We start from the raw sequence: 23,232 nt of genomic DNA on the forward strand, positions 1-23,232 counted from the left end.
CGTGCCGCCAGCAGACATTGCCCGTCTCAAATCCAGCAACGTTCTACCGCTTCCCCGCTAAAGATCGCGACAGCAGTGCGCCATACCCCCGTTGGAGAGAACCTAGAAACTACGAACGGTAATACTTCTCGCGCAGCTGCTCCTTGTTGTGCACGTCCATCTTGCTGTAGGCGTTCTTCACGTACCCACGCACGGTGTTTTCGGAGATGAAGAGCTCGCGCCCCACCTGGGCCTTGCTCTTGCCCTGCATGAGGTAATCGATTACCTCGGCCTCGCGTTTGGTAAGACCATATACCTGCACCAAATCGACGCGCTGTGGACCATCGGATGCCAAAACCGCAGAGGGCACGTCGGAAGCAAGAACGCGCTTGCCAGCATCGAAGCGCAAACCCTCGAACATCTCGCGCTTCACGGGAATGCGATCGGTGAACATAACGGCAATGCTCATGGTGAGCGCCAGAATCATGAGCACGTCAATGAACGTGACGAAGTCGTCATGCGGCGGAACCAGCATAACGAAGATGCGGCCCGCTTCACGCGCGAGCAGGAACACCGACCAAACAACGCCCAAGAACACGTACGGAATGACGCTAGCATGGCGCGCAATGTCGTAGCAGGTGAACCACAGCACGGAAAGCATGACAGTATTCACGATGGCAATGCTCGTGGAGCCAAGCGAAAGCCCATACCAGTTCAGCGACGTGAGCAAGATGATGCCCACCGCCACCAGCGCAAGCATGAAGCACCACAAGGTGCTATAGCGCATGAAGCGATTGCGCACGAGCACGATGTAGAGCCCCGCAAACGAAATGCCAATCACACCTACCTGGTGCAGCGTTTGGAACACAGGCGCAAGCTCGAATGACGAACCATGCGGAAAGCCACGGGCAATGCCCATGGCAAACTCGATAAAGGCCAAGCCCAGTAGCAGGCGCACCCACGTAGTGGCGGGCTCGCTATCGTAACGCGTATCTTGCGGTGCAGGATCGAGCCGCCCCTCCTCCAAACGCCCCTGCGTAAGACGAAGTGACCACGCGAGCATGGCAAACGAAACCGTGGGCATGACAACGCTCACCATAGCGCCCACCCGCTCGGGCAGATACCCCAGTACCATGCCGCCAAGAGAGCCCAACGCAAGTGACACCAGCGCATAGAAGAACGATTCATCAGGCGAAAGCCGCAGATAGAACTCCATCCACTGGCCACCACCCCATACAAGGCCGCAGCCAGCCAGAATGCAGGCGAGCGCATCAAACGTTCCTGGATGCAGCTGGGCGTCTACCAGGAATAGCACGCTGCCAAGCGTCATCGCGGAAACGGAGAACCACGAAAGAATGCGACGCGCATTGCGCGGAAAGCCGCACTTCAGGATGAATGCAATGACGATGGCCGTAAGAATGACGCGCGATGCGTTGATGACGACGCTCGTAAGACCGGCATCGGTGAAGGCGTAGCGATCGTAAATGGTGCATTGAATCCAAATGCGAACGGCGGCAAGCCCCAAAAAGGCCCAGGAGAAATCGCGCAGAATGGCGCGTATGCGGGGAGCGGAACCAAGGAAAGACCCCGCCTTGCCCGCCGAAGACGTGCCAGAATCAGCCGAAGAGGCGGAAGCGCGTACGTCTTCCGCCTCGTTGGCTGCAAAACTCATGTTCCCGCTCTCCCCCACAGCAGAAAACTACTTCTTGATTTGCGAGGGATGCGGTGCGAAGAAGTCGGTACGGGGAGGCAGCTCGCGCACCAAATGGCGCTTCTCTTCCAGTTCCGCCGTGCCGCACAGCTCTTCCATGCTGTCGAAATCGTAATTCCAGCTGAAGAACTCATCGAACTCGAAGTTCAGATAGTCGCAGATCTTTTCCGTGCCACGCGGGACCACGGGATGCATGAGCAGCGTGGCAATGCGCAGCAAGTAGAAGCAGTCGATGAGCAGCTGACGACGCGCTTCGTCGTCGGCGTTTGCCTCCACCACACGGATGCCATCGCTCCAATACTTGTTCGCATAGCGAATGAAATCGTCCATCTGCGAGAGGATGGAATGCAGTTCCACCTTCTTCATGGTTGCGTCGTAGAGCGAAAGCGCTTCGAGCGCACGATCGCGCACCTCGGGCGTAACCGCACCCAGGGGCATGTAGCAATCGAAGTGGTTCTTCGCCTCGTAGAGGCAGCTACGTGCCAAGCGGTTGAACACACGCGTGAGCAGCGCGCCTTCCTTCAGCACGGGGTCGGACACGCGCGGATCGGTGCGCTTGTCGGCATCGGGCTCGAACGCCTTGGGCTTGAAGCCCACGGAACGCTGGTCGAGACCCAGGGCAAGCCAATGCGCGCGAAGCTGCTCCACCGTGTAATGTTCCAGCAGCTGGTCGGCCGTGGGAGGCTTCACCTTACTGGAAGAGGAGGCCTTCTTGTCGCCCAGCAGCATGTGGTAGTTGGCGATGAGCTGCGTCTGACGCAGGTCGTCGTCTTCGGGATTCAGCAGGCGCTTGTTCTCCTTCTGCAGGGCCGCGAACAGCGCAGGCTGCGCAACGCCATAGAAGTAGATGTTGTCCTGGCCAATGAACTGGTACACCTTGGCATCGTCGTCGCACCAGAAGCTGCGCCATTCGTCGCGCGGCAGGCCCATCTTGTCGTTCGCCGCAATGGTGAACGAAATGGAAGCCCACAGGCTTTCGGGCCAGCACCAAACGGTAAGACCGTCGGTACCTTCCAGTTCGGGGGCCTTTACGCCCCACTCGATGTTGCCAGTAATGCGGAACGGCACGAGCGCCTTGCCCGTGCGGAAGCGGATGGACGCCCCAGCCAGCACGTCGCGTGCGGCATCGCGTGCTTCGATATCGGCAAATTCCAGCTCGAAGCTCTGCTTGCCATCCTGGGCCGGGCGATATGTATGCGCGGGCAACTGCGGCTGCACTTCCAGGTACGCCTCGTAGGCCTCGTTCTTGACGAAGATGATGGGCGGAACCAGAAACTCGCGCACGGTTTCAGTGACAACCGAACGAACGTCGGGGTCGAGCTCTTCCTGATGCACCAGCTCGCGCAGGTAATCGGCAAAGCCAGGCAGATCGAAATACCAGTTGACCACGGGGCGCATCTCGGGCACGGCACCCGTGATGGACGAACGCGGCGCGATGAGGTCGACCGGAGAATACTGATGGCCCAGATCGCACTCGTCGGCATAGGCGTTTTCGCTCTTGCAACCCTGCACGGGGCAGCGGCCATGCACCTGACGGCCGTTCAGGAACGTACCGGCTTCGGCATCATAGAACTGCAGCGTCTCCTGCTTGCGCAGGTAGCCGTTCTGATACAGGCGGTTGATGACGTCATTCGACATTTCCTGGTGTACTTCGCCCGCATGGTCGAGCCCACTGCCCTCGAAGATGTCGAGGCTGATGTCATAGGTGTCGAGCGTGGCCTTCTGGGCGTCGTGATTGCGACGCACGTAGTCGGCGATGGAGCCTTCGAACTCCCCCGCTTCCACGAGCTTGCGATAGCCCTCGTTGATGGGCGAACCGAAGCAGTCGGTGCCCGAGACAAAGCGCACGTTCTCGGCGCCAATGCGATCGCGCAGGAAACGGGCAAAGCAGTCGGCGGGAACGAACACGCCTCCCACATGCCCGAAGTGCAGCGGCTTGTTGCCATAGGGCATGCCCGCGGTAACGACCGCGCGCCGGGGCCACTCCACGCTACTGGGCGATTCCGTCATTCTCGTTCAGCTCCTTCAACGCCGCGGCAAGATCCGCAGCGGTAATTGACGTATTACTGCTTGACGATGATAGCAGGTCAAGCAGGCCGTAAAGGCTATCCTGTGAAATCTGCAGGTTCTTAGTGGAATACGAGTCATCCCTAATGCCCGCGAGCATGGCAGCGTAGGCAATGGCGTCTTCGCGCGTGCCCACTTCGTCAGCCAGGCCATTCTCAATTGCCTGCGTACCCGTGAAGGGCAAACCCGTGGCCAACGCGCGAACCTCGACTTCGGTCATATTACGACCATCGACCACGTTCTGCACAAACACGTCGTTGATCTGGTTAACCATGTCCTGATAGTACGCGATCTCCTCTTCGGTGAGGGGGCGCGTGCCGTACGAGGAATCCTTGCTGTCGGCGCTGGCGATGTTCGTTACGTCCACGCCCAGCAGCTCAAGCAGCTGCGAGTAGTCGATGGACTGCATGATGGTTCCGATGCTGCCAATCTCCGTGGTTTGAGCCACGTAGATGTAGTCAGCCTGCGAGGAGATCTCGTAGGCAGCCGAACAGTTTATCGACGCACTGGATACCACCACGGGCTTGCTGAATTCGCGCACATACGTAGCCATTTCCTCGCCCGCCGTAGCCGTGCCGCCACCCGAATTCACGCGCAGGACGACCGCGACGATGTTCGGATCGGATTCAGCCTGGTCGAGTAGGTACTTCAGCCCTTCGGGGCTGCACGACGTGCCATCGTACTCAATGGTGCCCGCCAAGTCGATAACGGCAACCGTGTTCGGCTGAGACGTTTCGACGGCACTGCCGCCCATCAGGGCATTCGTGCACGATGCAATGGAAAAGACGATGACGGCCACCAGAGCCAGAATAATGACGGGGACCACCCACCTGCGCTTACGCGGCGGTTCGGCATACGCCACCTGAGGCGGCTCGGGCGCACCCGAAGACGCAGGCGTTGGGGGTATGGGCGAAGCAGATGCCGACGAGGGCGCGACCGGCTTCGCGTAGAATTGATCGGCCACAATGCACTCCTCACACGAATCCCCGCGCCCACAGGACGCGGGGATGTCGGTTTACTACAGTTCGAACTTGTCGTCGGAACGGCGACCCTGCGCCTTCTTGGCAGTGCGCAGCAGGAATTCCTGGTTGGTTTCCGTTTGCTTCAAGGACTTGATGAGCATGTCCATGGCGCGTTCCGTGTTGTTCATATTCGCAAGGATGCGGCGAACGGCCCAGATGAGCGGCGCCTCCTGCGGATCGAGCAGCAGGTCTTCCTTGCGCGTGCCGCTGGCCACCGGGTCGATGGCCGGGTAGATGCGACGATCAGCCAGGTTGCGGTCGAGCTTGAGCTCCATATTGCCTGTGCCCTTGAACTCCTCGAAGATGACTTCGTCCATCTTCGAACCCGTATCGATGAGGGCGGAAGCCAGAATGGTCAGGCTGCCACCGTGTTCGATGTTACGGGCAGCACCCAGGAAGCGCTTGGGCGGATACAGAGCCGTGGAGTCGACGCCACCGGAAAGGATGCGACCGCTGGCGGGCTGCGCCAGGTTGTAAGCGCGCGCCAGACGCGTGATGCTGTCAAGCAGAATGACGACGTCTTCGCCCATTTCCACCAGGCGCTTTGCACGCTCGATGACCATTTCCGCAACCGCGATGTGGTTGTCGGAGGGCATATCGAACGTGGAGGCAATAACCTCGCCCTTGATGGAGCGCTGCATGTCGGTAACTTCTTCGGGGCGCTCGTCGACCAGCAGGCACATAAGGTGCACTTCGGGGTTGTTCGCCGAGATAGCAGCCGCAATCTGCTTCAGCACGGTGGTCTTGCCGGCCTTCGGAGGCGACACGATCAGGCCACGCTGGCCCTTGCCGATGGGAGCGACCAGGTCGATGACGCGCGACGTGGTGGTAGTGCGGCCATGTTCCATGTTCAGACGCTCGTCGGGATACACAGGCGTAAGGTCCTTGAAATGAGGACGACGGCCCATTTCCTCCAGCGGCACGCCATTCACGGCGTGAATATGCTGGATGGCGGCGAACTTCTCGTTCTCACGCGCGGGGCGCACCTGGCCACGGACGTAATCGCCCTTGCGCAGATGGTTGCGGCGAATGAGCGAGGTAGCCACATAGCAGTCGTGCTCGCCGGGCAGATAGCCCTCGGTGCGCAAAAAGCCATAGCCATCGGAAAGGATGTCGAGAACGCCTTCGACCTCGACGAAGCCCTCCTTCTTCACGCTGGCATCGTACACAGCCTGAACCAAATCGGCCTTCAGCAAGCCCTTCGAATCGATCTCGAGCTCGGCAGCCTTCTCGCGCAGCTCGGCCACCTTCAGCTTCGAAAGCTCTTCGAGGCTGGTCTTGGGCGCGACTTCGCGACGTTCGTTGCGGTTATTGCGGCCACGACGCTGATGGCGGTTGTTGTTCTTGCCGCCATTGTTCTGACCGTTGCCGTTGCTCTGGCCATTGCCCTTCTTGCCGTTCTGCTGCTTCTGGGAACGAGAGCCCGTCTGCACGCGAGAATGACGGCGCGGCGTGCGCTCACCCGCGGAAGAGGAATCGCCCTCTGGAGACTTCGCGGCGTCGGAAGACTGCGCGGGGGCATCGTCCTGCTTCGGAGCCTTTTCGGCCTTATCGGCCTTGGCCGCCTTTGCGGTCTTCTTCGGCTTTTCGGCCTGGCTCGATGCCTCGGCGCCTTCAGGCACAGGAGTATCAACCTGCTTGGAAGCACGACGAGCGCGAGGCTTGCGCTTCGGCGCTTCGGCGGCTTCCGCTACCGGCTGTTGTTCGGTTTCACTCATGCGTTCTGCACTTTCTCCCAGTCCTTCATGAAGGAATCAAGGCCACGGTCAGTAAGCGGATGCTGAACCATCTTCTTCAGCACGCCGAACGGAACGGTGGCAATGTCGGCACCCATGAGCGCGCACTGGGTAACGTGATTGGCGCTACGCACGGAAGCGGCGATGATCTCGACCTGCTCGCCGTTGACGGTGCTCGAGGTGAAGTCGTAGTTGTTGATGGCCGTTACGATGTTGGCCACCTGCTCCAGGCCATCTTCGGAGATGTCGTCGAAGCGGCCGATGAAGGGGCTGATGTAACGAGCGCCAGCGCGAGCGGCCAGAACGGCCTGCGGTACGCTGAAGCACAGCGTCATGTTAACGGGCACGCCATGCTTGGCGAGCTCCTTGGTGGCGGCCAGGCCTTCCACCATGGTGGGAACCTTCACGACCACGTTGTCGGCGATTTCGGCCAGCTGCAGGCCGTCGCGCACGATCTCGTCGCGCGTCATGGCAACGCTCTCGGCCGAAACGGGGCCGTCGACGATGTCGCAGATGCGCTTGATGTGATTGTGGAAGTCGCTCAGCTTGCCGCCGATGCGCGAATACAGCGTAGGATTGGTGGTAACGCCAGCAATGGCACCCCAGCTCGCTGCTTCCTCGATTTCATTCAGGTCGGCAGTGTCCAAGAAAAACTTCACTTGGATTTCCTCCTTAACGTGGGAATAGCTGCGCGAAACGCGCTGATACATCGGAATGATGTATATGGAAATGGGAAACGTTCGCGACACATGCGCTGCGCGAACGTTTCAATAGTACCAAACGTAAGTGCGGATGCAAGGAAAAACCCACGGAGCCCATATTCGAGGCACGCATGAAAAAACGATTGGCGCCCCTACTGGACGCCAATCGCTCGATGCCGGAGGGTGGCATCTTATTCCGAAACCCCTGCATGCAAAGCATGCGTCTGCAGAACGGGGCCTAACGGCTCAGTTTCCAACGTGCCGAGTGGGCACCTACAGGGAAGCAATGTAGTCACGCGCCGCGTTTGCCGCATTGCGTCCCGTGTTCACCTGATTGCCCACGGCCGTACCGGGCATGTTCTGCGTATACACGTTGCGCCAAAGCATGGCCCCATCCAGCCCCACGGCATAGAGGCCAGGAATGGGATTGAGCTCCTCGTCAAGCGCCTCGCAGCGAATGTTGGTCGTGATGCCGCCATCTACGACGACGATGTTGTTCACGATCTTGGCAATATAGAACGGAGGCGTCTGTATGGGGGCCAAGAACGAGGCGTCCTTACCCAGGTCGGCATCAAACCCCGCACTGGCCAGCTCGTTATAACGAGCAACCGTTTGCGCAAGCTGCGCTGTATCGAGCCCGAAATGACTACCAAGCTCTTCGATGCTGTTCGCGCTGAAGACGCTTTCGGGATATTCTCCCGCCGTAGCCTTGTCCAAGATGGCCTGGTCGTGCTCGTCCAAGCCAAGACCGTTAACAAACGCCTGGTCGAAGATTGCATAGTTTTCCTTGTTGCCCAGGCAAGCGCAGGCATTGGCCGCCATGTTGTAGACCACCGCAATGGATTCATCGCAAAAGCGATTGGCATCCTGGTCGACCCACAGCGCAGGCCCCAGGGCAACCAGGCCATTACCACCATTCAACGGGCTGTTGTAGGGAACCGTCTCGTCGTTTCCGAACGCCGTTACGCCTTGGAACGATTGAATGGCAGCATCGGAAAGGAAGCTCTTCGCGCCCATTTCGCTTGCCATGCGATACCCATCGCCCGCCACATTGGGAGAGCAGACGATCATCATCTCGTCGACTTTTTCCTGCGTCCAACCCGTTTCCTTCAGGTACTCCGGATTCGCGCCAATGCCACCCGAAGCGAGGATGATGGCCTTTGCCTGAATCTGGTACTCGCCATCCTTGCCATCGACCACGACGCCGACGATTTTGCCATCCTCCTCGATGAGCTGCGTCGCAGGGGAATTGAAGCGAAACTCGACGCCATTCGCTTCGGCAGCGGCCTGCATAGGCGGCACGTACCCAACCGCACCCGCGTTATCCTTCCACCAATGCATGGTGTTATAGAGACCAACATGATAATTGTCGACCACGCCGCTAAACTGCATGCCCTGTTTCTGCAACCACGCGAAGTTATCAGCCGACTTACTTACCAGGTCGTACCAAAGGGAGCCGCTACTGCGCCATTGCGATTCGCTCAACTCGGTATGCACGATTTCGCTTGCGGAAATCTCGATTCCCTGTTCCTTCTGAAGCGTGGAACCCACCGCGAAGATTCCCTCGGTTCCCATGCCGTTGCCACCGGCGGCTCCGCCCTTTTCGAGAACGATGACCGATTGGCCGTTTTCGGACGCCTGCACGCACGCAGCCAAGCCCGATATGCCCGCGCCAACCACGACCACATCCACCGATTCAGCCTGCGGGTCGAGCGAGACGCGTTGCACCTCGGCGCTCGCCTCCTTGGTCTTCGCGCTCTTTGCGGAAGGCGCACACGAAGCCAAGCCCACGGCAGACACCGCCGCCATCGCGGACCCCGCAAGAAACGCCCTACGATTCATCTTCACCTGCGTCATATGAAACCCTCTCTTATGTATGCCACCAATGACGCACATGGTAGAAACGAAAAATCGTTATATCAATTTGGATATGTGGCTATAAAACACCTGATGGAACTGTCATGACGACAGTCGAAGGCGCAGATAGTTACAGTCGTATGCCTATTTTCGGGAAGACAGACGCAGATTGCTGTGCATGCGGGTATACCACGCAGCCAACACGACTTCGCCCGACTCGCTTAACCCACAATGGGCCTTCTGCGTAACGGCATCGAGTTCATCACGTGCGCTCGAAGCCACACGCACCCCCTTCGGCGTACAGCGAAGAACCATACGACGCGCATCGAAGGGGTCGACGCGCTGCATAACGAGGCCCAGACGAATAAGATTGTCCTTATACAGGGAAAGGCCGCTCTTCTGCAGGCAGAGGTACGCGGCAACATCGCTCAGCATCATGCTTCCCCGACCCGATAGGACGTCGAGAATGCGATACTCATCGAAGGACAGCCCGCAACCATCACGCAGAATGCGCTTCCACTGGTCAACGAGAACGCGCCATTCCACAAAGTACCCCGAAGAAAAGAACTCGCCTTCCTCGTTCCGGCCGGCCCCATTACGCGCATCCATTCCAAAGCCCGGTACGTCATGCCCTCTCAAATTGACGAGCCCTCTGTCAATCATGGAAAAGAGCTCGAATTCGCTGGCTGGCAAAGCAGACAGAAATGTCTCTTGGAGCATAGTAGAAACGCCACGGCACGCTTCACGTACGAAGGCTTCGCCCGAATCGGTAAGAGCGCACATCATGTAGCGCGCGTCGGTCTCATCATCCGCTTTAGACACGAAGCCCCGATCTTCAGCATCCAAAAGCAGCGGCAGAACGGTATTGCGACTCAGCATGAGGTAGTCCACGAGCTCAGCAACAGAAACAGGTTGGCCGACCTCCAACATGCTCAGGAGCAGGGAGAAAGCGTTGTAACGAAGGGCGTACTCGCACTTAAGAAAACGCGAGATGCGCTTGACGTGCTCGTAGATAACCGTGGATGCTTGCATGCTAAACGGTATGGAAGACCCAGCCGGCACGTTGCCCTTTTCTTGCTTTAGGCTCATCGCCAAGACACGCTACCCCAGCAGGGCGCTTTCCCATTCGGCCTCGCGGAAGCCCAGCAACACGAAATCGGGGCCCACCACGACGGGCCGCTTCACGAGCATGCCATCTTCAGCAAGCAGGTTATAACAACCCTCGTCGTCAAGCCCGTCATCAAGCAGCGCCTTGATATTGCGCTGCCGGTAGAGCATGCCGCTCGTATTGAAGAAACGCCTGATAGGAAGACCGCTGAGCGCATGCCATGCACGAAGTTCGTCGGCCGTGGGATTCTGCTCGACAATATGCCTCGCCTCGAACGCAACGCCATGTTGCTCAAGCCATACGCGCGCCTTGCGGCACGTGCTGCATTTCGGGTATTCCAAAAACAAGACAGCCATGTTCAGCCCTTTCACGCGAGGATACTACAGTCGACGCAAGCCCTCCCAAGCCCACATCTCAAGCGGAGCTGGCAAGATTTTACCAGCGATGCGCATGATGACCCCGCTGACGCAACACGTGGCAACGGGATAGTTCACGCGATTCACGAACAGAGACCAACGCACGACGCGTTCGGGCGAAATGCTGGGAGCGGGATTCTTCACGGTTGTGCCATTGGCCGTCTGACGTGCCACATCGATGAATTCGGTGCGCACCCAGATAGGACATACGGCCGTCACGTAGATGCCACGACCCCGCAATTCAAAACGAAGCGCGCGCGTATACGAAAGCACGAACGCCTTCGTTGCCGCATACACGTCCAAACCTGGTAGCGGCTGAAACGCCGCGCTCGAGGCGATTTGCAGAATGCGACTTCCACGCGTCATGAACGGCAGCACCGCCTGAGTAAGGCAGACAAGCGCGTTGCAGTTCACGGTGATCATACTCGACACTTCGGCAGCGGTGAGGTCGGCGTACGTGCCGAACTTTCCAAAGCCAGCCGCATTGACCAACAAACCAACCGTAGGCTTTTCGCGCTGCAAGAGGGCGGATAGTTCTTCAATTGCATTCGCTTGGGCCAGGTCGAGGGAAATGGCGCGAACGGGCGTAGCGCACGCGTTCGCCAGCTCTTCCAATCGCTCGGCACGCCGCGCGATTACCCAAAGCTCGTCGTAGCGGCCGCTTTCATCGGCGGCACGCGCGTACTCACGGCCAAGACCGCTGGACGCTCCTGTAATGATTGCAATATTCATGGGGGCAATGGTAGCGCGACGCCCAAGGAAGCTCAATGCGAAACCCGCGCACATCACCAATCCGTTTCCTTTTTTGAAAAAGGCAGACCATTGCAGACGCAGACTGCCTTCGACCTGGGAGAACCAAACGTAGACCAGCACGAAAGCCGCTCTATCGTTTCCTTTTTCGAAAAAGGAAGAGGCACTATACATTCCTATCGAATACGTGAGAGAATACCCAAATCGCTATGCGAAGGAGGGTCGCATGTCGCAGATCGAACGCAAAGGAAACATGCCCTGGTACTGCTACACCGGGTTCAACTTGCTCGTGCTTTGGAACTTCGTCTCGTTTTCGCTCGACAGCACGCAAGTATTCTCACGCGGCGTTGCACTCGACGTCACGAGCGTCGCCTGGATTTCCTTTGCCATCGCGCAGGCCATTGGCATGATTGCCCTTGCCGACCTGTCGCGCACGGCGCGTATGAGAAGCGCCTTCGCATCCTCCCGCGCAACCATTGGCGCGGCCGCAGTCCTAGCATCCCTGGGAACCATCCTCATGACATGGGACATCACCGCAATTGGCATATGCGGCGCCATCGTCTCGGGGCTGAGCGTATCATGGCTCTGGGCGTCGTGGGCCCAGTTCTACGCAGCGCTCGAAACGGGCGAAGCCGAACACGCCATCCTGCGCTCGATGTTTGTTTCGGTAGTGGGCGCAGCCGTGCTCCTTGCCCTTCCCGCCACCATTCGTTTCCTATGCGCCCAGGCAATTCCGCTTCTATCGGCCGCTTGCTCCATCGCCGCCGTAAGCTGGTCGGCGAAGCGCACCCCGCATCTCCACGAACCACCCGCCAAAGAGAATCCAAGCAAAGACACGCTTGCCCATTCCGTGCTCAGCCTCATGTATGGGCCCGCCGACCGGCCCGAAAGCACGATTCGCATCGCCAAAATGGCGATGGGGCTCACCGCCCCAGCCTTCTGCGCGTTCCTCATCACGCCCTTCGTTGCTAACCCGCTCTCCGAGCTGGGAAGCCAGCTCTACCCTCTCGTCGTTCTGTCATCGTTTCTGCTTGCCGCGTTGCTCACTTGGCTTTTCCTGCGCGTTTCGCCAAGCGTTACGCTCGCATTCATCTTTCGATGGCAGATGCCCCTCATCGCACTTGCATGCTCGCTTATCATCATTGGTGCGCCCATGGCGCTATCGTCGCTCGCACTCAACGCAGCGCTCATCGTCATTTCCGAATTCACGTGGATTTGCCTCTGCCGCGCCATGCGCACAAACGCAGCGCAAGCACTTACGGTATTCTTGGGCGGATACGCCTTGTTTGACATAGGATCGGCCCTTGGCTCGCTTGCAGCCGCAGGGTACACACGCGCCTTCGGCATCGCCCCCATCCCCACAATGCACATCTCCGGTGTTGCGCTGCTCATCATCGTCATCGCCCTTGTGGTCATGCTTCCGGGCCTTGCAAGCAATAGGCAGGCAAAGGGAGACACAACGACCGCATCCATGTCGAACCCCGCTGCGGCCATCAATTCCACGCCCGAAGCTTCGGTACAACTCGACGCACCCATACCAAACGAGAAAGCCACCCCAGCCGAAGAATCCGACGAGCCCATTGAACCCGACGAGGAGTTCTATCGCTTCTACGGCATCACGCCACGCGAACGCGAAATCATCGCTTACCTCATGCGTGGTCGTTCGGTTCCCTACATCCGCGACGAATTGTTCATTTCGCAAAACACCGTGAAGACGCATATCAAGCACATCTACGCAAAGACGAACGTGGGCAGTCGCCAAGAGCTGCTCGACCTTATCGAGAGCATGCGCCCCTAGCGTTTGCGCGGTACCCCAACGCGAAATCGCACCCCGTGCAGCGCACCATTTTCCTGCAACCAATCACCCAATTACCCTAGAACACGCACTTCACCTGGGATAACAAATATCACCCTTTTAGCGGTATACGCTCCTCCGCCGAAATTCCTACACTCGCCCCGAAGGCATTCGCAATGGCTTGCCCACCGCGAATGCAAGGCATCGAATGGAGGAGAATATGAATCATTCCGTATCACGTAGGTCGTTTCTAACGGGAGCTGCAATCGCGGGAGGGTCGCTTGCAACCACGGCTCTCGCGGGATGCGCATCGCCCAAGGCGGCTTCCACGCGCACGGCCGAAGCAAGCACGACTACCACGTCTGAAAACTGGTGGGGCGAACCCGCCGACGAATCGTCGTTTACCATTTCTCAGGAAATCGAGACCGAGATCCTCGTTTGCGGCTGCGGTCATGCCGGCATGACGGCAGCACTCGTTGCCTCGGAGCAGGGAGCCGATGTTCTGGTCATCGAGAAGACGGGCACCTATGGCCTCTTCCGCACCTTCCCCGGTGCCGTCGATTCGCAGGTGCAGAAGGACGCGGGCGTGACAATCGACAAGCAAGCGCTCGCCAACGACATCATGCGCTACGCAAGCGGTCGCGCCAACCAATCGCTCATCAACCTGTGGATCAACGAAAGCGGCGAATGGTTCGACTGGTTCTGCGGCGTCGTCGAGCCCGAAGGCGTACGCATGACGGCCGAACCCGACGTGGGAAGCGGCTGGCATGGCTGCTATCGCGCATGGCCCACTTCGATGGTCGAGCATATCCCCGAGGAGAAAGCCGACAATTCGGCGGCCACGCCCAGCATGGGCCCCATTCTGGTGGAAATCGCCCAGAAGCAAGGCGCGCAGTTCATGTACAACACCGAGCTCGTGCAGTTCGTAAAGGAAGGCAGCAAGGTCGTAGGCTGCATCGCAAAGACGAAGGATGGCTACGCGCGCATCACCGCCAGCAAGGGCGTGCTGCTCTGCACGGGTGGCTACGAAGGCAGTGCCGAGCTCATGGAAACGCTGAACCCGGCCGCCTCCGTCACCGTTGCCTGCGCGCAGTATATGATGCAGAACGACGGCGCAGGCATGAAAGCGGGCATTTGGGCTGGCGGCGTAAAGGACCCCGACCCCACCGCCATGCTCTTCGACCGCGGCGGCCTGGCGCCTGGCGCCGAAACGGGCTTCCCCGTTCAGGGCCAGCTCTTTTGGATGGGAAGCCAGCCGTTCCTGAAGGTAAACACGCAGGGCAAGCGCATTGGCAACGAAGATGTTCCCTATGACAGCATGATTGCATCGGCGAGCATCCAGAAGGACCATGTATGGTGCTCCATCTGGGACGCAAATTGGAAGGACCACGTAAAGCAGTTCCACACGCTGTGCTGCTCGCGCATCGAGCCAAGCCCCACGCCCGACGCCTGGTCGTTCACCTACGAGGCCATCGAGGGCATGAACATGGGCCTGAAGCAGCAGGGCATCATCTTCGAATGCGATACGCTCGAGGAACTGGCCCAGAAGCTCGAGATCCCCGTCGATGAGTTCGTGAACACCGTGAACGAGTACAACGCCATGTGCGCAGCAGGCGAAGATACGCAGTTCGGCAAGGACGCGAAGGACATGCTTGCCCTTACCACTCCGCCCTACTGCGGATGCCGCGTGGGCAGCGCGCTGCTCTGCACGCTCGACGGCCTGCGCATCGACACCGACTGCCACCTGATCACCGAAGACGGCGAGATCATCGAGGGTCTCTGGGCTGCGGGCAATTGCACGGGCGGTTTCTTCAGCGACAACTACCCCGAGCTCATCCCCGGCATCGCCAGCGGTCGCACCGCCACCGAGGCGCGCCACGCAATCCTGAACATGCTCGGTATGAAGTAGCCAATCCCTTTGCACCCCGCTGGTCTCCCCCTACGCCAGCGGGGGTTGCAACAATAGAATGCACGGACAACCCCCTCACCGTGTTTCTCGCGACCCGGCATCGTTTCCCTCCCACGCGATTGCCGGGTCGCACGCTTTGCGCGCAAGGGGTTCCTAGGGCTCCTATCCCCTTGGAGCCCTACCCCTGGGATTTCCGGAAATTCCCTTCGAAAGGAAACCCCACCCATCCTGCTTATCCCACTCACCCCACTCATCCGAAGGATGGCACGCACGCGTCGGTACGAGTGCTACACTCTGCCCGTGAGAGTAGAAAGGTGCACTATGTTCGCTGACGCTATCGTCATTACGAAAAACCTGTTCACGGGCCTGGACGACACGGCCCAACCCGGAGCCTTCGCCATTCAGGGCGAACGTATCATGGCCGTGGGCAGCGAAGCGGACATGATGACCTACGCGCAATGTTCTACGCGCATCATCGACGCAGGCGAAGCATTCGTCTGCCCTGGGCTACACGATTCGCACCTGCACTTCTTCCATTCCGCGCTCTACGCATCGCCCCTGGCCATGCGCTACTGCGGAACAAGCGAGCAGGATTGCGTCGCCGCGCTTGCGCCCCTGGCCGCACGACGTCCCGAGGGCAGCTGGCTACTCTGCCAAGGCTGGCGCAACGCCCACTGGAACCCCTCGACGCTTCCCACCAAGCACTCGCTCGACGCCGTCTACCCTAACCAGCCCGTTGCCATGTACTCGGGCGATGCCCACACGCTCTGGCTGAACAGCTACGCCTTGCAGCAGCTGGACATCCGTAACGACTCGCCCGACCCCGAAGGCGGCAGCTACGAACGCGACGAAAAGGGCGAGCTCACGGGCCTTGTCCACGAAGCAGCCGCCATGGCGCTCATGCCCCGCATCGTGGAATCATTCACGCCCGACGAACTGGCAAGCGCATACCGCGCGCTCATCAATCGCTGCGTGGCGCATGGCATCACAAGCATCTGCGATATGTCGCTCATGGCACTGCCCGGCCTCGACTTCGTACGCGACGACATCTTTGCAGAGCTCGAACGACGCAACGATCTGAACATCCGTGTGCACATGTTCCCCACGCTCCTGGAAGACACGAGCCGCCTTACGCGCATGCAGGAATCCTATACGGAAGGCAAGATGCGCGCCTGCGGGTTCAAGCAGTTCTTCGACGGCGTTTCGAGCCAGCATACCGCCTGGGTGAAGGAGCCCTACACGAACGCGCTCAGCGAGCACGACTGCGGCCGACCCACTATCGACCCCAACAAGATGCGCGAACTGGTAATGAAAGCCCAGCGTATGGGCCAGCCTGTTCGCGTGCATGCAATTGGAGACGAAGCGATTCACGTCATCCTCGACATCTTCGAAGATGCACGCGAGGCAGCAGGGCCACTTCCCCAGGGAAAGCACCACTGCATCGAGCACCTGGAAAACTTCCAGCCCGCCGATATCGCACGGCTAGCGCAGCTCGATGTCGTAGCCGCCGTGCAGCCCATGCACATCACGCTCGACCCCGGCGCCCCCGAAGCCGACCTGGGACCGCAGCGCGTACCGTACATGTGGCCTTTCCGCACGCTGCTAGACACGGGCGCAACGCTCGCCTTTGGCACCGACAGCCCCGTCGTGGACATCGATCCGCGCGCCGGCCTGTTCACCGCCGTAACGCGCCAGTTCCTACCCTCGCAGCAACCCGAAGAAGGCTGGCTGCCCACCGAGCGCATTACGCAAGCAGAAGCCCTGCGCGCCTACACGCTGGGCAGCACACGCGCCTGCGGTCGCGAAGACGAACTGGGAACCATCGAACCCGGTAAGCTCGCCGACTTCGTCATCTGGGACACGAACCTCATATCCTGCGAGCCCGAAGCCATCCTAGACGCAACCGTCCAAGCCACCTACCTCGGCGGCCGCTGCGTCTATCAAGGAAAATAGCAAACCATCGCCCTGCGACCCCGAGCTTTCGCTACCGAGAAAACGAGCGGGACCGAAAAGCGTGCAGCTGGCGAGCGCAGTAGGCCCGACAAGCGAAGGAGTTGGCTAAGGCCAACGACTAGAGCTTGGAGCGCCTAATGCGCCGCCAGATGTGCGCGCTAGGCTTGGTTTTCTTCGGCGACCAAATGCTCCACGCCATACATTTGGCGCAAACGCGGCTTTTCGATCTTGCCCGTGGCATTGCGGGGCACGTCGGCGAAGATAACCTTGCGCGGACGCTTGTAGCGCGGAAGCGATAGACAGAAGTCGTTGAACGCGTCCTCGCTCAGCTGCTCGCCCGGCTTTAGCTCCACCACAGCACACGTGATCTCGCCCAGGCGTTCGTCGGGCAGACCAATAACCGCCACGTCCTTGATGGCCGGATGCGCGGAAAGGAAGTCCTCGATCTGAACGGGATAGATGTTCTCGCCACCGCTAATGACCACGTCCTTCTTGCGGTCGACCAGCCATAGGAAGCCATCGTCGTCGAGTCGCGCCATATCACCCGTGAACAGCCAACCATCGCGAATGGTCTTCGCCGTTTCCTCGGGATCGCCATAATAGCAGCGCATGATGCCCGGGCCCTTCACGGCAAGCTCGCCCACCTGGCCCTGTGGCACCTCGTTGCCCGCTTCGTCAACCACGCGCGCTTCCCAGCCGTAGCCAGGCACGCCAATGGCGCCCACATGATCGATGTTCTCCACGCCCAAATGCACACAGCCAGGACCCGTCGATTCGGAAAGGCCGTAGTTCGTATCGTACTGATGATGCGGGAAATGCGCTCCCAGCGGCTGATGAGGCTCTTCGGCACCGGCTGCGCGCCAATGTGCATGAGGCGCCACTGGTCGAGTTCGAAATCCTCCAGCTTCAGCTGACCCGATTCGATTGCCACCAAGATGTCCTGCGCCCAGGGAACGAGCAGCCATACGATCGTGCAATGCTCTTCGCTGATGGCGTCAAAGATGATGTGGGGCTTGATGCCACGCAAAATGACCGCAGGGCTTCCCGCCACCAGGCTGCCAAACCAGTGCATCTTCGCACCCGTATGGTAAAGCGGCGGAATGAGCAGAAACGTATCGTCGTGCGTCTGACCATGGTGCTTCTGCTCCATTACGGCCGACTGCGACAGGCTACGATGGGCATGCAAAATGGCCTTCGGGAAGCCCGTGGTGCCACTGCTGAAGTAGATGGCCGCATCGTCATCTTCCGTAATGGGAATCATGGGGTCGGAGCTGGGGCAGTTGTTGGCCAGCACGCCATAGTTTTCCGCGAACGTGGGGCAATCGTCGCCCACGTAGAACAGCAGGCGATGCGCAGCGTGGCGCGGAACAATCTCTTCCACACGACCCGTAAACTCGGGCCCGAAGACAAGCACGTCGACGTTCGCCTTGTCCATGCAGTAGGCAATCTCGTCGGAGGTATAGCGGAAATTGAGAGGAACAACCGTTGCGCCGCATTTCAGCACGCCAAAGTAGATGGGCAGCCATTCCAGGCAGTTCATGAGCAGGATGGCCACCTTGTCGCCCGAACCCACGCCGCGGGAAAGGAGCAGGTTGGCAAAGCGATTCGCCTTTTCGTCGAACACGCCCCACGTAATGGTGCGGCGATACGGCTGCGTTTCCGTGGACTGGATGAGGTCGTAATCGCGCCAGGTCACACGGATGGGTTCTTGAATGGCAGGATTGCGCTCGATGAGGGCAATCTCATCGCGGTACTGCACTGCATTGCGTCGCAGAAGGTCGGTAATGGGCATGTGGTTTCCTCTCGCTTTAGCACTATGCAGCATAGTAGCGCACGCGGGGCGAAAACGCCCCGCGATATCGATGAACTGCTGGTTTACACAAGGATACGAAGACTAGCGCGTCTCCCACATATGGTCGATGGGGCCACTTCCCTGCCCCAAGCCCGGATCGTGCTCGAGCGCACCCGTGATGTAGGTCTTCGCCTTCGAAACAGCAGACTGCATATCGAAGTCGCGCGCCAGGCCACAGGCGATGGCACTGGAAAGCGTGCAGCCCGCACCATGCGTATTCGGCGTATCGATATGCTTATGACGCAGCCACACCTCGCGACCATGCTCGGTAAGCAGCAGGTCGTCAGCGGCATTTTCCAGATGCCCGCCCTTCACCAGAACCCACTTGCCTTCCCCGCCCATGGCTTCCTGAATCTTGCGAGCAGCCGTAGCCATATCCTCTTCGCTGGAAATGGCGTGCTGGGCAAGCACGACCGCTTCGGGGATGTTGGGCGTAACGATGTCAGCCAGGGGAAGCAGCTTCTCAATGAGCGCGTCGACCGCTTCGTCGGCCATGAGCACCGAACCACTGGAGGCAACCATCACCGGATCGAGCACGATGTTCGTGGCCTGTGCTTCCACGAGCGACTCGGCAATGGCATTCACGATGCCGCTCGACCCCACCATGCCAACCTTCACCGCATTGGGGCGAATATCGTCGAATACCGTTTTCACTTGCAACGAAACGAACTTCGGATCGCATTCCACCACGCCGAAGACACCCTGGGTGTTCTGAGCCGTGACGGCGGTTATGGCCGTTTCGGCGTAAAGGCCATGAGCGATAATCGTCTTTATGTCGGCCTGGATGCCTGCGCCGCCACTAGAATCGGAACCCGCGATGGATAGCACTGCCGGAATCATGCGCATCTCCTCTTTCCCCCGATGATGCGGCCAATTGCCGCGTTCCTTTGTCCTAGTGTAGCCCATTTTCGTACACAGAACGTCCACATATTCGAGAGCGGCGTTAATTGAGAAAGACACAAAGCGCAGAACGCGAAAGCAAGGAGAATGAAGCGGGTCTATAAGCCGGGTTCTGTCGTTTAAGACAACTATTTATCTAGGACGCATCTTGCGATGCGCCTCGAGCACGCAACCCGAGTGCACGGCGGGCCACCGCATAGCACTCCTATTTGCGCTTGCTTCGGATGGGGTTTACCAAGCTACGCCGTTGCCGACGCACTGGTGCGCTCTTACCGCACCGTTTCAGCTTTTCCAGCCCGAAAGCTGGAGTCTTCTTTTCTGTGGCACTTTCCATCGGGTCGCCCCGCCCAGCCGTTAGCTGGCATCCTGCCCTATGAAGCCCGGACTTTCCTCATGCCTAAAAGGCCCGCAGTTGTCCGACCCGCTTCAGGTACGGTATTCTAGCAAACATACCAAGGCCATATCCCGAAGTACAAACAAGGAGCACGTATGCGCAGGGCCGCACTGGTGGGAGCCGTAGATTTCAATGCTGATCACTACGCCAAGCAGGACATCCACTGCACGATTGCCGTCGATGGCGGATATGCGCAACTTGAACGTGCGGGCATCAAGCCCGATATCGCCCTGGGCGATTTCGACTCGCTGGGATACGTACCCACGCTTGGCAGCACGCGCGTCTTTCCCCCTATCAAAGACGAAACCGACATGGAACTCGCCTGTCGCGCCGCACGCGAGGAAGGCTGCGATGAACTGCTGCTCTATGGCTGCCTGTCGCGGCGACTCGATCACACCATCGCGAACCTGCAGCTGCTGGCCGGCCTTGCCAGCTTTGGCGTACGCGCCTTTGGCATTGGCGATACCTTCGCCATCACGGCGCTATCCGCGCAAGGCGTGCGCCGCATCGACTTCGAGGCATTCGACCCTACCCCGCTCGACGAGGGTAGCTACGGGCGCTGCATTTCTGTCTTTGCCTGCGGCGGACCAGCCGACTGCGTTACCGAACAGGGTCTCGCCTATACGCTTGAGCACGAACCACTCCGCAACGACATCTCGCGCGGAGTCTCGAATGAATTCACTGGCACCGAGGCAAGCGTACTAGTGGAAAGCGGTTCGCTCCTCGTATGCTTCCCTCTGGGCGCCTGGGAACACATCAAGCGTTAGCTTGCTCCGCATCGGGCCCTAAAGACAACCGCGCAGACGACATGTGCCAATAGGCGCTATTGCGCATGCGCGCGAAAGCGAACGAAAGCGCACTGCCCACCCAAACATGCCATAACGCCGCATGTGGGCGCAAAAAAGCGGGGCTGGTTTCCCAACCCCGCATGCTAGGCAATTGGATTGCGCTTAGTCGACGTCGTCGAATTCGAAGCCGTCGTCGGTATCACCGAAGCCGCTGAAGTCCTTTTCCACGTTCGTGGCCTTGGGCGTAGCGGGCGTAACCACGGCAGCGGAGGAAACCGTAGGCGTGGTGTACGCAGCGGCGGTAGATTCGCCAGCGTAACCGTAGGCATCGGCACCCGAGGAAACCGGCGGCGTAAGGGTGCGGCTGGAAGAGATGATGTGGCTACCGCGAGCGGCGCCAGCCTTGCCAGCCTGCAGGTCGGACAGGATGTCCTGAGAGCTGCCGATGAAATCGGAAAGCATATCGGTGAAGCGGTCGCGCGCGGCCTCGCGGTCGTCTTCGAGCTTCTTGATCTGCTCGAGCACGCGCTGCTTTTCCTCGTTCGCCTTGTCCAAAATGCGCTGAGCCTCGTTCTGGGCATCTTGACGGGTGGTTTCCGCAGCGCCATTGGCGTTTGCCAGGATTTCGTCGGCAGAACGCTGAGCGATGATGAGCGCCTGGGCGATGGCGGAGTCTTCAGCCTTGTGGTCGGCAACCTGAGCTTCCAGCTCGCGGATGCGGGCGTCGCGCTCGGCAATATCGGCGCTGGTAGCGCCACCGCCAACGATTTCGGCCTTCACGGGCTCGGCAGCCTTGGCGCTTGCGCGCTTGGCGTCTTCGAGCTCGACCAAAAGCTGTTCAATGCGATGGGCCTGGTCGTCGAGTTCGGCAGCGATGCGCTCCAGGAAGACATCGACCTCGTCGACGTTGTAACCCTTGCGGTCGATGGAGAAGCTCACATTGTTCACATCAGCAGAAGTGAGTGCCATGGGAAACCCTTTCATTTCTTATGCTGTTCAGAGCGCCTAGAACAGACGAACCAGCAAACCTACGAGTAATTGTAATACAACCAGCGCAATTATGGGCGAGACATCGATTGCGCCGCCAATGGGCGGAAGCAGCTTCCGGAAGAGATTGAGATACGGATCGCAAATCTTCTGGAAGAACCTGAAGATGTCGGCCATAACGCCATCGCGCCTAATGGGGAACCACGTAAGCACGCAATACACCAAGATGAGAAGCGAATAGACCTGGCCTACCTGGTAGATGACATAGGCGACCACTACATCACGCCCTTCGAGCGGAGGTCGCGAATCTCATCTTCCGTAAGCGCGTTGCCGCGCGTGATGGCAAATACCTTCTCGGCGATGGCATCGACGCCCGCATCGAGCGCGGAAGCCACGCCAAACGAGAAGTCGAGGATGCGCTTGGAAAGCTGGTTGGGCGTATCGTGCAGGCTAAGCACCACGGCGTCGCCCGCCTTCAGGTTACGCGCCACGCTTTCGACCTCGGCGTACTCGTGCGGAGCGATGACAATGACCTTGCGCGAGGGAGCATGGGAGGAAACGCCCGTACCCTCGTAGGCCTTGTAGGGATCGTACGAACCGGTAGGACGGTTGTAACGCGCGGCATGCGTGCCCTGCCCCACGGCAGAGCCGGGAGCGCTTTTCTCCTTGCTGGTGGGCTGGAGGGCCGCACGCGTGGGCGAAGAATCGAAAAGCGAGTTGTAGCCGCCAGAACGCGCGGTGCGCGTGGTGGATGCAATGGGATCTTCCTCGGGACGCTCCTGCGCGGGAATGCCGTCGATTTCAGCACCCGAAGGGGTGAAGTCGCTGGCACGACCAACGCTTGCACGACCCAAGCTGGAAGAACGACGCGACGTATCGCGCGAAAGAGAACGCGGACGCGGCGTGTTCGCACGCACGTCGTCGATGCTTACCAATGCGGGATGAGAGGCCGTGGTGCGGCGCTCGGTTACATCGCCCGTGGAAGCGCTACCGTAGGTACTACGGCGACGCGACCCAGCGGAACGCGTGGTAACGGGCTGATACGAATCGTACGCAGAACCCGCAGGGGCATCCTCGTAATCGTCTTCGTATTCTTCGTACTCGTCATATTCATCGTATCCGTCGGCGTACTCATCGTCGTAGGCGCCATTGCCGCCCAGGCCGAGCTTGTTCTTGATGCCGTCAAACATGCCCGAGCCCTGCCCCGAACGTCCGAATCCTGACAATGCCATGGCTGCTCCATCCTATCCGAATGCGCGTTATGCGCGATTCTCCAACAAATTCCGCCGTGGCGGATTAACTACCCC

The 23,232-nt window shown here is 59.4% G+C and carries 19 protein-coding genes and 1 other RNA gene; 4 read left to right on the forward strand and 16 right to left on the reverse strand.

Translation table 11 applies throughout. The features are described from left to right. Window positions 1-109: 109 nt before the first annotated feature. The 9 genes from AAY81_RS06815 to AAY81_RS06855 all read right to left on the reverse strand — a co-directional run bounded on the left by AAY81_RS06815 (window position 110) and on the right by AAY81_RS06855 (window position 11,329). Window positions 110-1,651, reverse strand: coding sequence for a helix-turn-helix transcriptional regulator (locus AAY81_RS06815; RefSeq protein ID WP_066663075.1), 1,542 nt, complete (start codon window positions 1,649-1,651; stop codon window positions 110-112). A 27-nt stretch (window positions 1,652-1,678) separates the two neighbouring features. Next, on the reverse strand, window positions 1,679-3,700 hold the full coding sequence (locus tag AAY81_RS06820) for a class I tRNA ligase family protein (protein ID WP_066663078.1): 2,022 nt from the start codon (window positions 3,698-3,700) through the stop codon (window positions 1,679-1,681). Continuing rightward, window positions 3,681-4,721 carry a signal peptide peptidase SppA gene (sppA, locus tag AAY81_RS06825; RefSeq protein ID WP_177168507.1) on the reverse strand — a complete coding sequence of 347 codons (1,041 nt, stop codon included), beginning with the start codon at window positions 4,719-4,721 and terminating at the stop codon, window positions 3,681-3,683. The genes AAY81_RS06820 and sppA overlap by 20 nt, the downstream gene beginning before the upstream one ends. 54 nt (window positions 4,722-4,775) lie before the next feature. Next, the gene (gene rho, locus AAY81_RS06830) at window positions 4,776-6,497 is read right to left on the reverse strand and encodes a transcription termination factor Rho (protein WP_066663083.1); all 1,722 of its coding nucleotides are present in this window, start codon (window positions 6,495-6,497) and stop codon (window positions 4,776-4,778) included. Next, window positions 6,494-7,174 carry a fructose-6-phosphate aldolase gene (gene fsa / locus AAY81_RS06835; RefSeq protein WP_066665088.1) on the reverse strand — a complete coding sequence of 227 codons (681 nt, stop codon included), beginning with the start codon at window positions 7,172-7,174 and terminating at the stop codon, window positions 6,494-6,496. The genes rho and fsa overlap by 4 nt, the downstream gene beginning before the upstream one ends. A gap of 315 nt (window positions 7,175-7,489) precedes the next feature. Beyond that, window positions 7,490-9,073: an FAD-dependent oxidoreductase gene (locus AAY81_RS06840; RefSeq protein ID WP_066663084.1), complete on the reverse strand. Its 1,584-nt coding sequence runs from the start codon at window positions 9,071-9,073 to the stop codon at window positions 7,490-7,492. 144 nt (window positions 9,074-9,217) lie between these two features. After that, window positions 9,218-10,162 (reverse strand): MarR family winged helix-turn-helix transcriptional regulator, encoded by a 945-nt coding sequence (locus tag AAY81_RS06845; protein ID WP_066663095.1) that lies wholly within the window; start codon window positions 10,160-10,162, stop codon window positions 9,218-9,220. Between the two features lie 12 nt (window positions 10,163-10,174). Continuing rightward, the gene (locus AAY81_RS06850; protein ID WP_066663098.1) at window positions 10,175-10,537 is read right to left on the reverse strand and encodes an arsenate reductase family protein; all 363 of its coding nucleotides are present in this window, start codon (window positions 10,535-10,537) and stop codon (window positions 10,175-10,177) included. Between the two features lie 24 nt (window positions 10,538-10,561). Next, window positions 10,562-11,329, reverse strand: coding sequence for an SDR family NAD(P)-dependent oxidoreductase (locus AAY81_RS06855; RefSeq protein WP_066665092.1), 768 nt, complete (start codon window positions 11,327-11,329; stop codon window positions 10,562-10,564). A 244-nt stretch (window positions 11,330-11,573) separates the two neighbouring features. Between AAY81_RS06855 and AAY81_RS06860 the strand changes: the two genes are divergently transcribed. The 3 genes from AAY81_RS06860 (at window position 11,574) to AAY81_RS06870 (ending at window position 17,004) form a co-directional block, all read left to right on the forward strand. Continuing rightward, window positions 11,574-13,145, forward strand: a complete 1,572-nt coding sequence (locus AAY81_RS06860; RefSeq protein ID WP_066663101.1) for a response regulator transcription factor — start codon at window positions 11,574-11,576, stop codon at window positions 13,143-13,145. Between the two features lie 217 nt (window positions 13,146-13,362). Continuing rightward, complete coding sequence (locus AAY81_RS06865) at window positions 13,363-15,051, forward strand: FAD-binding protein (RefSeq protein WP_169815803.1); 1,689 nt, start codon at window positions 13,363-13,365, stop codon at window positions 15,049-15,051. A 321-nt stretch (window positions 15,052-15,372) separates the two neighbouring features. Further along, a complete protein-coding gene (locus tag AAY81_RS06870) occupies window positions 15,373-17,004 on the forward strand; it encodes an amidohydrolase (protein ID WP_066663106.1) in 1,632 nt (543 codons plus the stop codon). Between the two features lie 158 nt (window positions 17,005-17,162). Here AAY81_RS06870 and AAY81_RS10700 read toward each other — a convergent pair whose 3' ends face one another. The 4 genes from AAY81_RS10700 to rnpB form a co-directional block, all read right to left on the reverse strand. Next, window positions 17,163-17,747 carry a class I adenylate-forming enzyme family protein gene (locus AAY81_RS10700; protein ID WP_256210022.1) on the reverse strand — a complete coding sequence of 195 codons (585 nt, stop codon included), beginning with the start codon at window positions 17,745-17,747 and terminating at the stop codon, window positions 17,163-17,165. Beyond that, window positions 17,630-18,796 (reverse strand): class I adenylate-forming enzyme family protein, encoded by a 1,167-nt coding sequence (locus AAY81_RS06875; protein WP_256210023.1) that lies wholly within the window; start codon window positions 18,794-18,796, stop codon window positions 17,630-17,632. The genes AAY81_RS10700 and AAY81_RS06875 overlap by 118 nt, the downstream gene beginning before the upstream one ends. A gap of 102 nt (window positions 18,797-18,898) precedes the next feature. Continuing rightward, window positions 18,899-19,696 carry a bifunctional hydroxymethylpyrimidine kinase/phosphomethylpyrimidine kinase gene (gene thiD, locus AAY81_RS06880; RefSeq protein ID WP_205630815.1) on the reverse strand — a complete coding sequence of 266 codons (798 nt, stop codon included), beginning with the start codon at window positions 19,694-19,696 and terminating at the stop codon, window positions 18,899-18,901. Between the two features lie 145 nt (window positions 19,697-19,841). Beyond that, window positions 19,842-20,184, reverse strand: an RNA gene (gene rnpB / locus AAY81_RS06885) — RNase P RNA component class A. A 61-nt stretch (window positions 20,185-20,245) separates the two neighbouring features. Between rnpB and AAY81_RS06890 the strand changes: the two genes are divergently transcribed. After that, a complete protein-coding gene (locus AAY81_RS06890) occupies window positions 20,246-20,917 on the forward strand; it encodes a thiamine diphosphokinase (protein ID WP_066663109.1) in 672 nt (223 codons plus the stop codon). 183 nt (window positions 20,918-21,100) lie between these two features. On the opposite strand, the gene AAY81_RS06895 is transcribed toward AAY81_RS06890, so the two are convergent. The 3 genes from AAY81_RS06895 to AAY81_RS06905 are packed head-to-tail and all read right to left on the reverse strand — an operon-like array spanning window position 21,101 to window position 23,157. Continuing rightward, window positions 21,101-21,907 (reverse strand): DivIVA domain-containing protein, encoded by an 807-nt coding sequence (locus AAY81_RS06895; RefSeq protein WP_066663112.1) that lies wholly within the window; start codon window positions 21,905-21,907, stop codon window positions 21,101-21,103. A gap of 36 nt (window positions 21,908-21,943) precedes the next feature. Further along, entirely contained in the window at window positions 21,944-22,201 is a 258-nt protein-coding gene (locus AAY81_RS06900; RefSeq protein WP_066663115.1) for a YggT family protein, read from the reverse strand. Next, window positions 22,201-23,157 (reverse strand): cell division protein SepF, encoded by a 957-nt coding sequence (locus tag AAY81_RS06905; protein WP_066663119.1) that lies wholly within the window; start codon window positions 23,155-23,157, stop codon window positions 22,201-22,203. The genes AAY81_RS06900 and AAY81_RS06905 overlap by 1 nt, the downstream gene beginning before the upstream one ends. Between the last annotated feature and the right edge of the window lie 75 nt (window positions 23,158-23,232).

Origin of the sequence: Denitrobacterium detoxificans (assembly GCF_001643775.1) — a bacterium.
In the GTDB taxonomy this organism is placed as follows: domain Bacteria; phylum Actinomycetota; class Coriobacteriia; order Coriobacteriales; family Eggerthellaceae; genus Denitrobacterium; species Denitrobacterium detoxificans.

Bases quoted from the DNA above. Each gene is read 5' to 3' on its own strand.
- AAY81_RS06815 (WP_066663075.1), bottom strand. From the start codon at position 1,651: ATGAGTTTTGCAGCCAACGAGGCGGAAGACGTACGCGCTTCCGCCTCT.
- AAY81_RS06820 (WP_066663078.1), bottom strand. From the start codon at position 3,700: ATGACGGAATCGCCCAGTAGCGTGGAGTGGCCCCGGCGCGCGGTCGTT.
- rho (WP_066663083.1), bottom strand. From the start codon at position 6,497: ATGAGTGAAACCGAACAACAGCCGGTAGCGGAAGCCGCCGAAGCGCCG.
- AAY81_RS06840 (WP_066663084.1), bottom strand. From the start codon at position 9,073: ATGACGCAGGTGAAGATGAATCGTAGGGCGTTTCTTGCGGGGTCCGCG.
- AAY81_RS06845 (WP_066663095.1), bottom strand. From the start codon at position 10,162: ATGAGCCTAAAGCAAGAAAAGGGCAACGTGCCGGCTGGGTCTTCCATA.
- AAY81_RS06850 (WP_066663098.1), bottom strand. From the start codon at position 10,537: ATGGCTGTCTTGTTTTTGGAATACCCGAAATGCAGCACGTGCCGCAAG.
- AAY81_RS06855 (WP_066665092.1), bottom strand. From the start codon at position 11,329: ATGAATATTGCAATCATTACAGGAGCGTCCAGCGGTCTTGGCCGTGAG.
- AAY81_RS06860 (WP_066663101.1), top strand. From the start codon at position 11,574: ATGTCGCAGATCGAACGCAAAGGAAACATGCCCTGGTACTGCTACACC.
- AAY81_RS06865 (WP_169815803.1), top strand. From the start codon at position 13,363: ATGAATCATTCCGTATCACGTAGGTCGTTTCTAACGGGAGCTGCAATC.
- AAY81_RS06870 (WP_066663106.1), top strand. From the start codon at position 15,373: ATGTTCGCTGACGCTATCGTCATTACGAAAAACCTGTTCACGGGCCTG.
- AAY81_RS06875 (WP_256210023.1), bottom strand. From the start codon at position 18,796: ATGCCCATTACCGACCTTCTGCGACGCAATGCAGTGCAGTACCGCGAT.
- thiD (WP_205630815.1), bottom strand. From the start codon at position 19,696: ATGATTCCGGCAGTGCTATCCATCGCGGGTTCCGATTCTAGTGGCGGC.
- AAY81_RS06890 (WP_066663109.1), top strand. From the start codon at position 20,246: ATGCGCAGGGCCGCACTGGTGGGAGCCGTAGATTTCAATGCTGATCAC.
- AAY81_RS06895 (WP_066663112.1), bottom strand. From the start codon at position 21,907: ATGGCACTCACTTCTGCTGATGTGAACAATGTGAGCTTCTCCATCGAC.
- AAY81_RS06905 (WP_066663119.1), bottom strand. From the start codon at position 23,157: ATGGCATTGTCAGGATTCGGACGTTCGGGGCAGGGCTCGGGCATGTTT.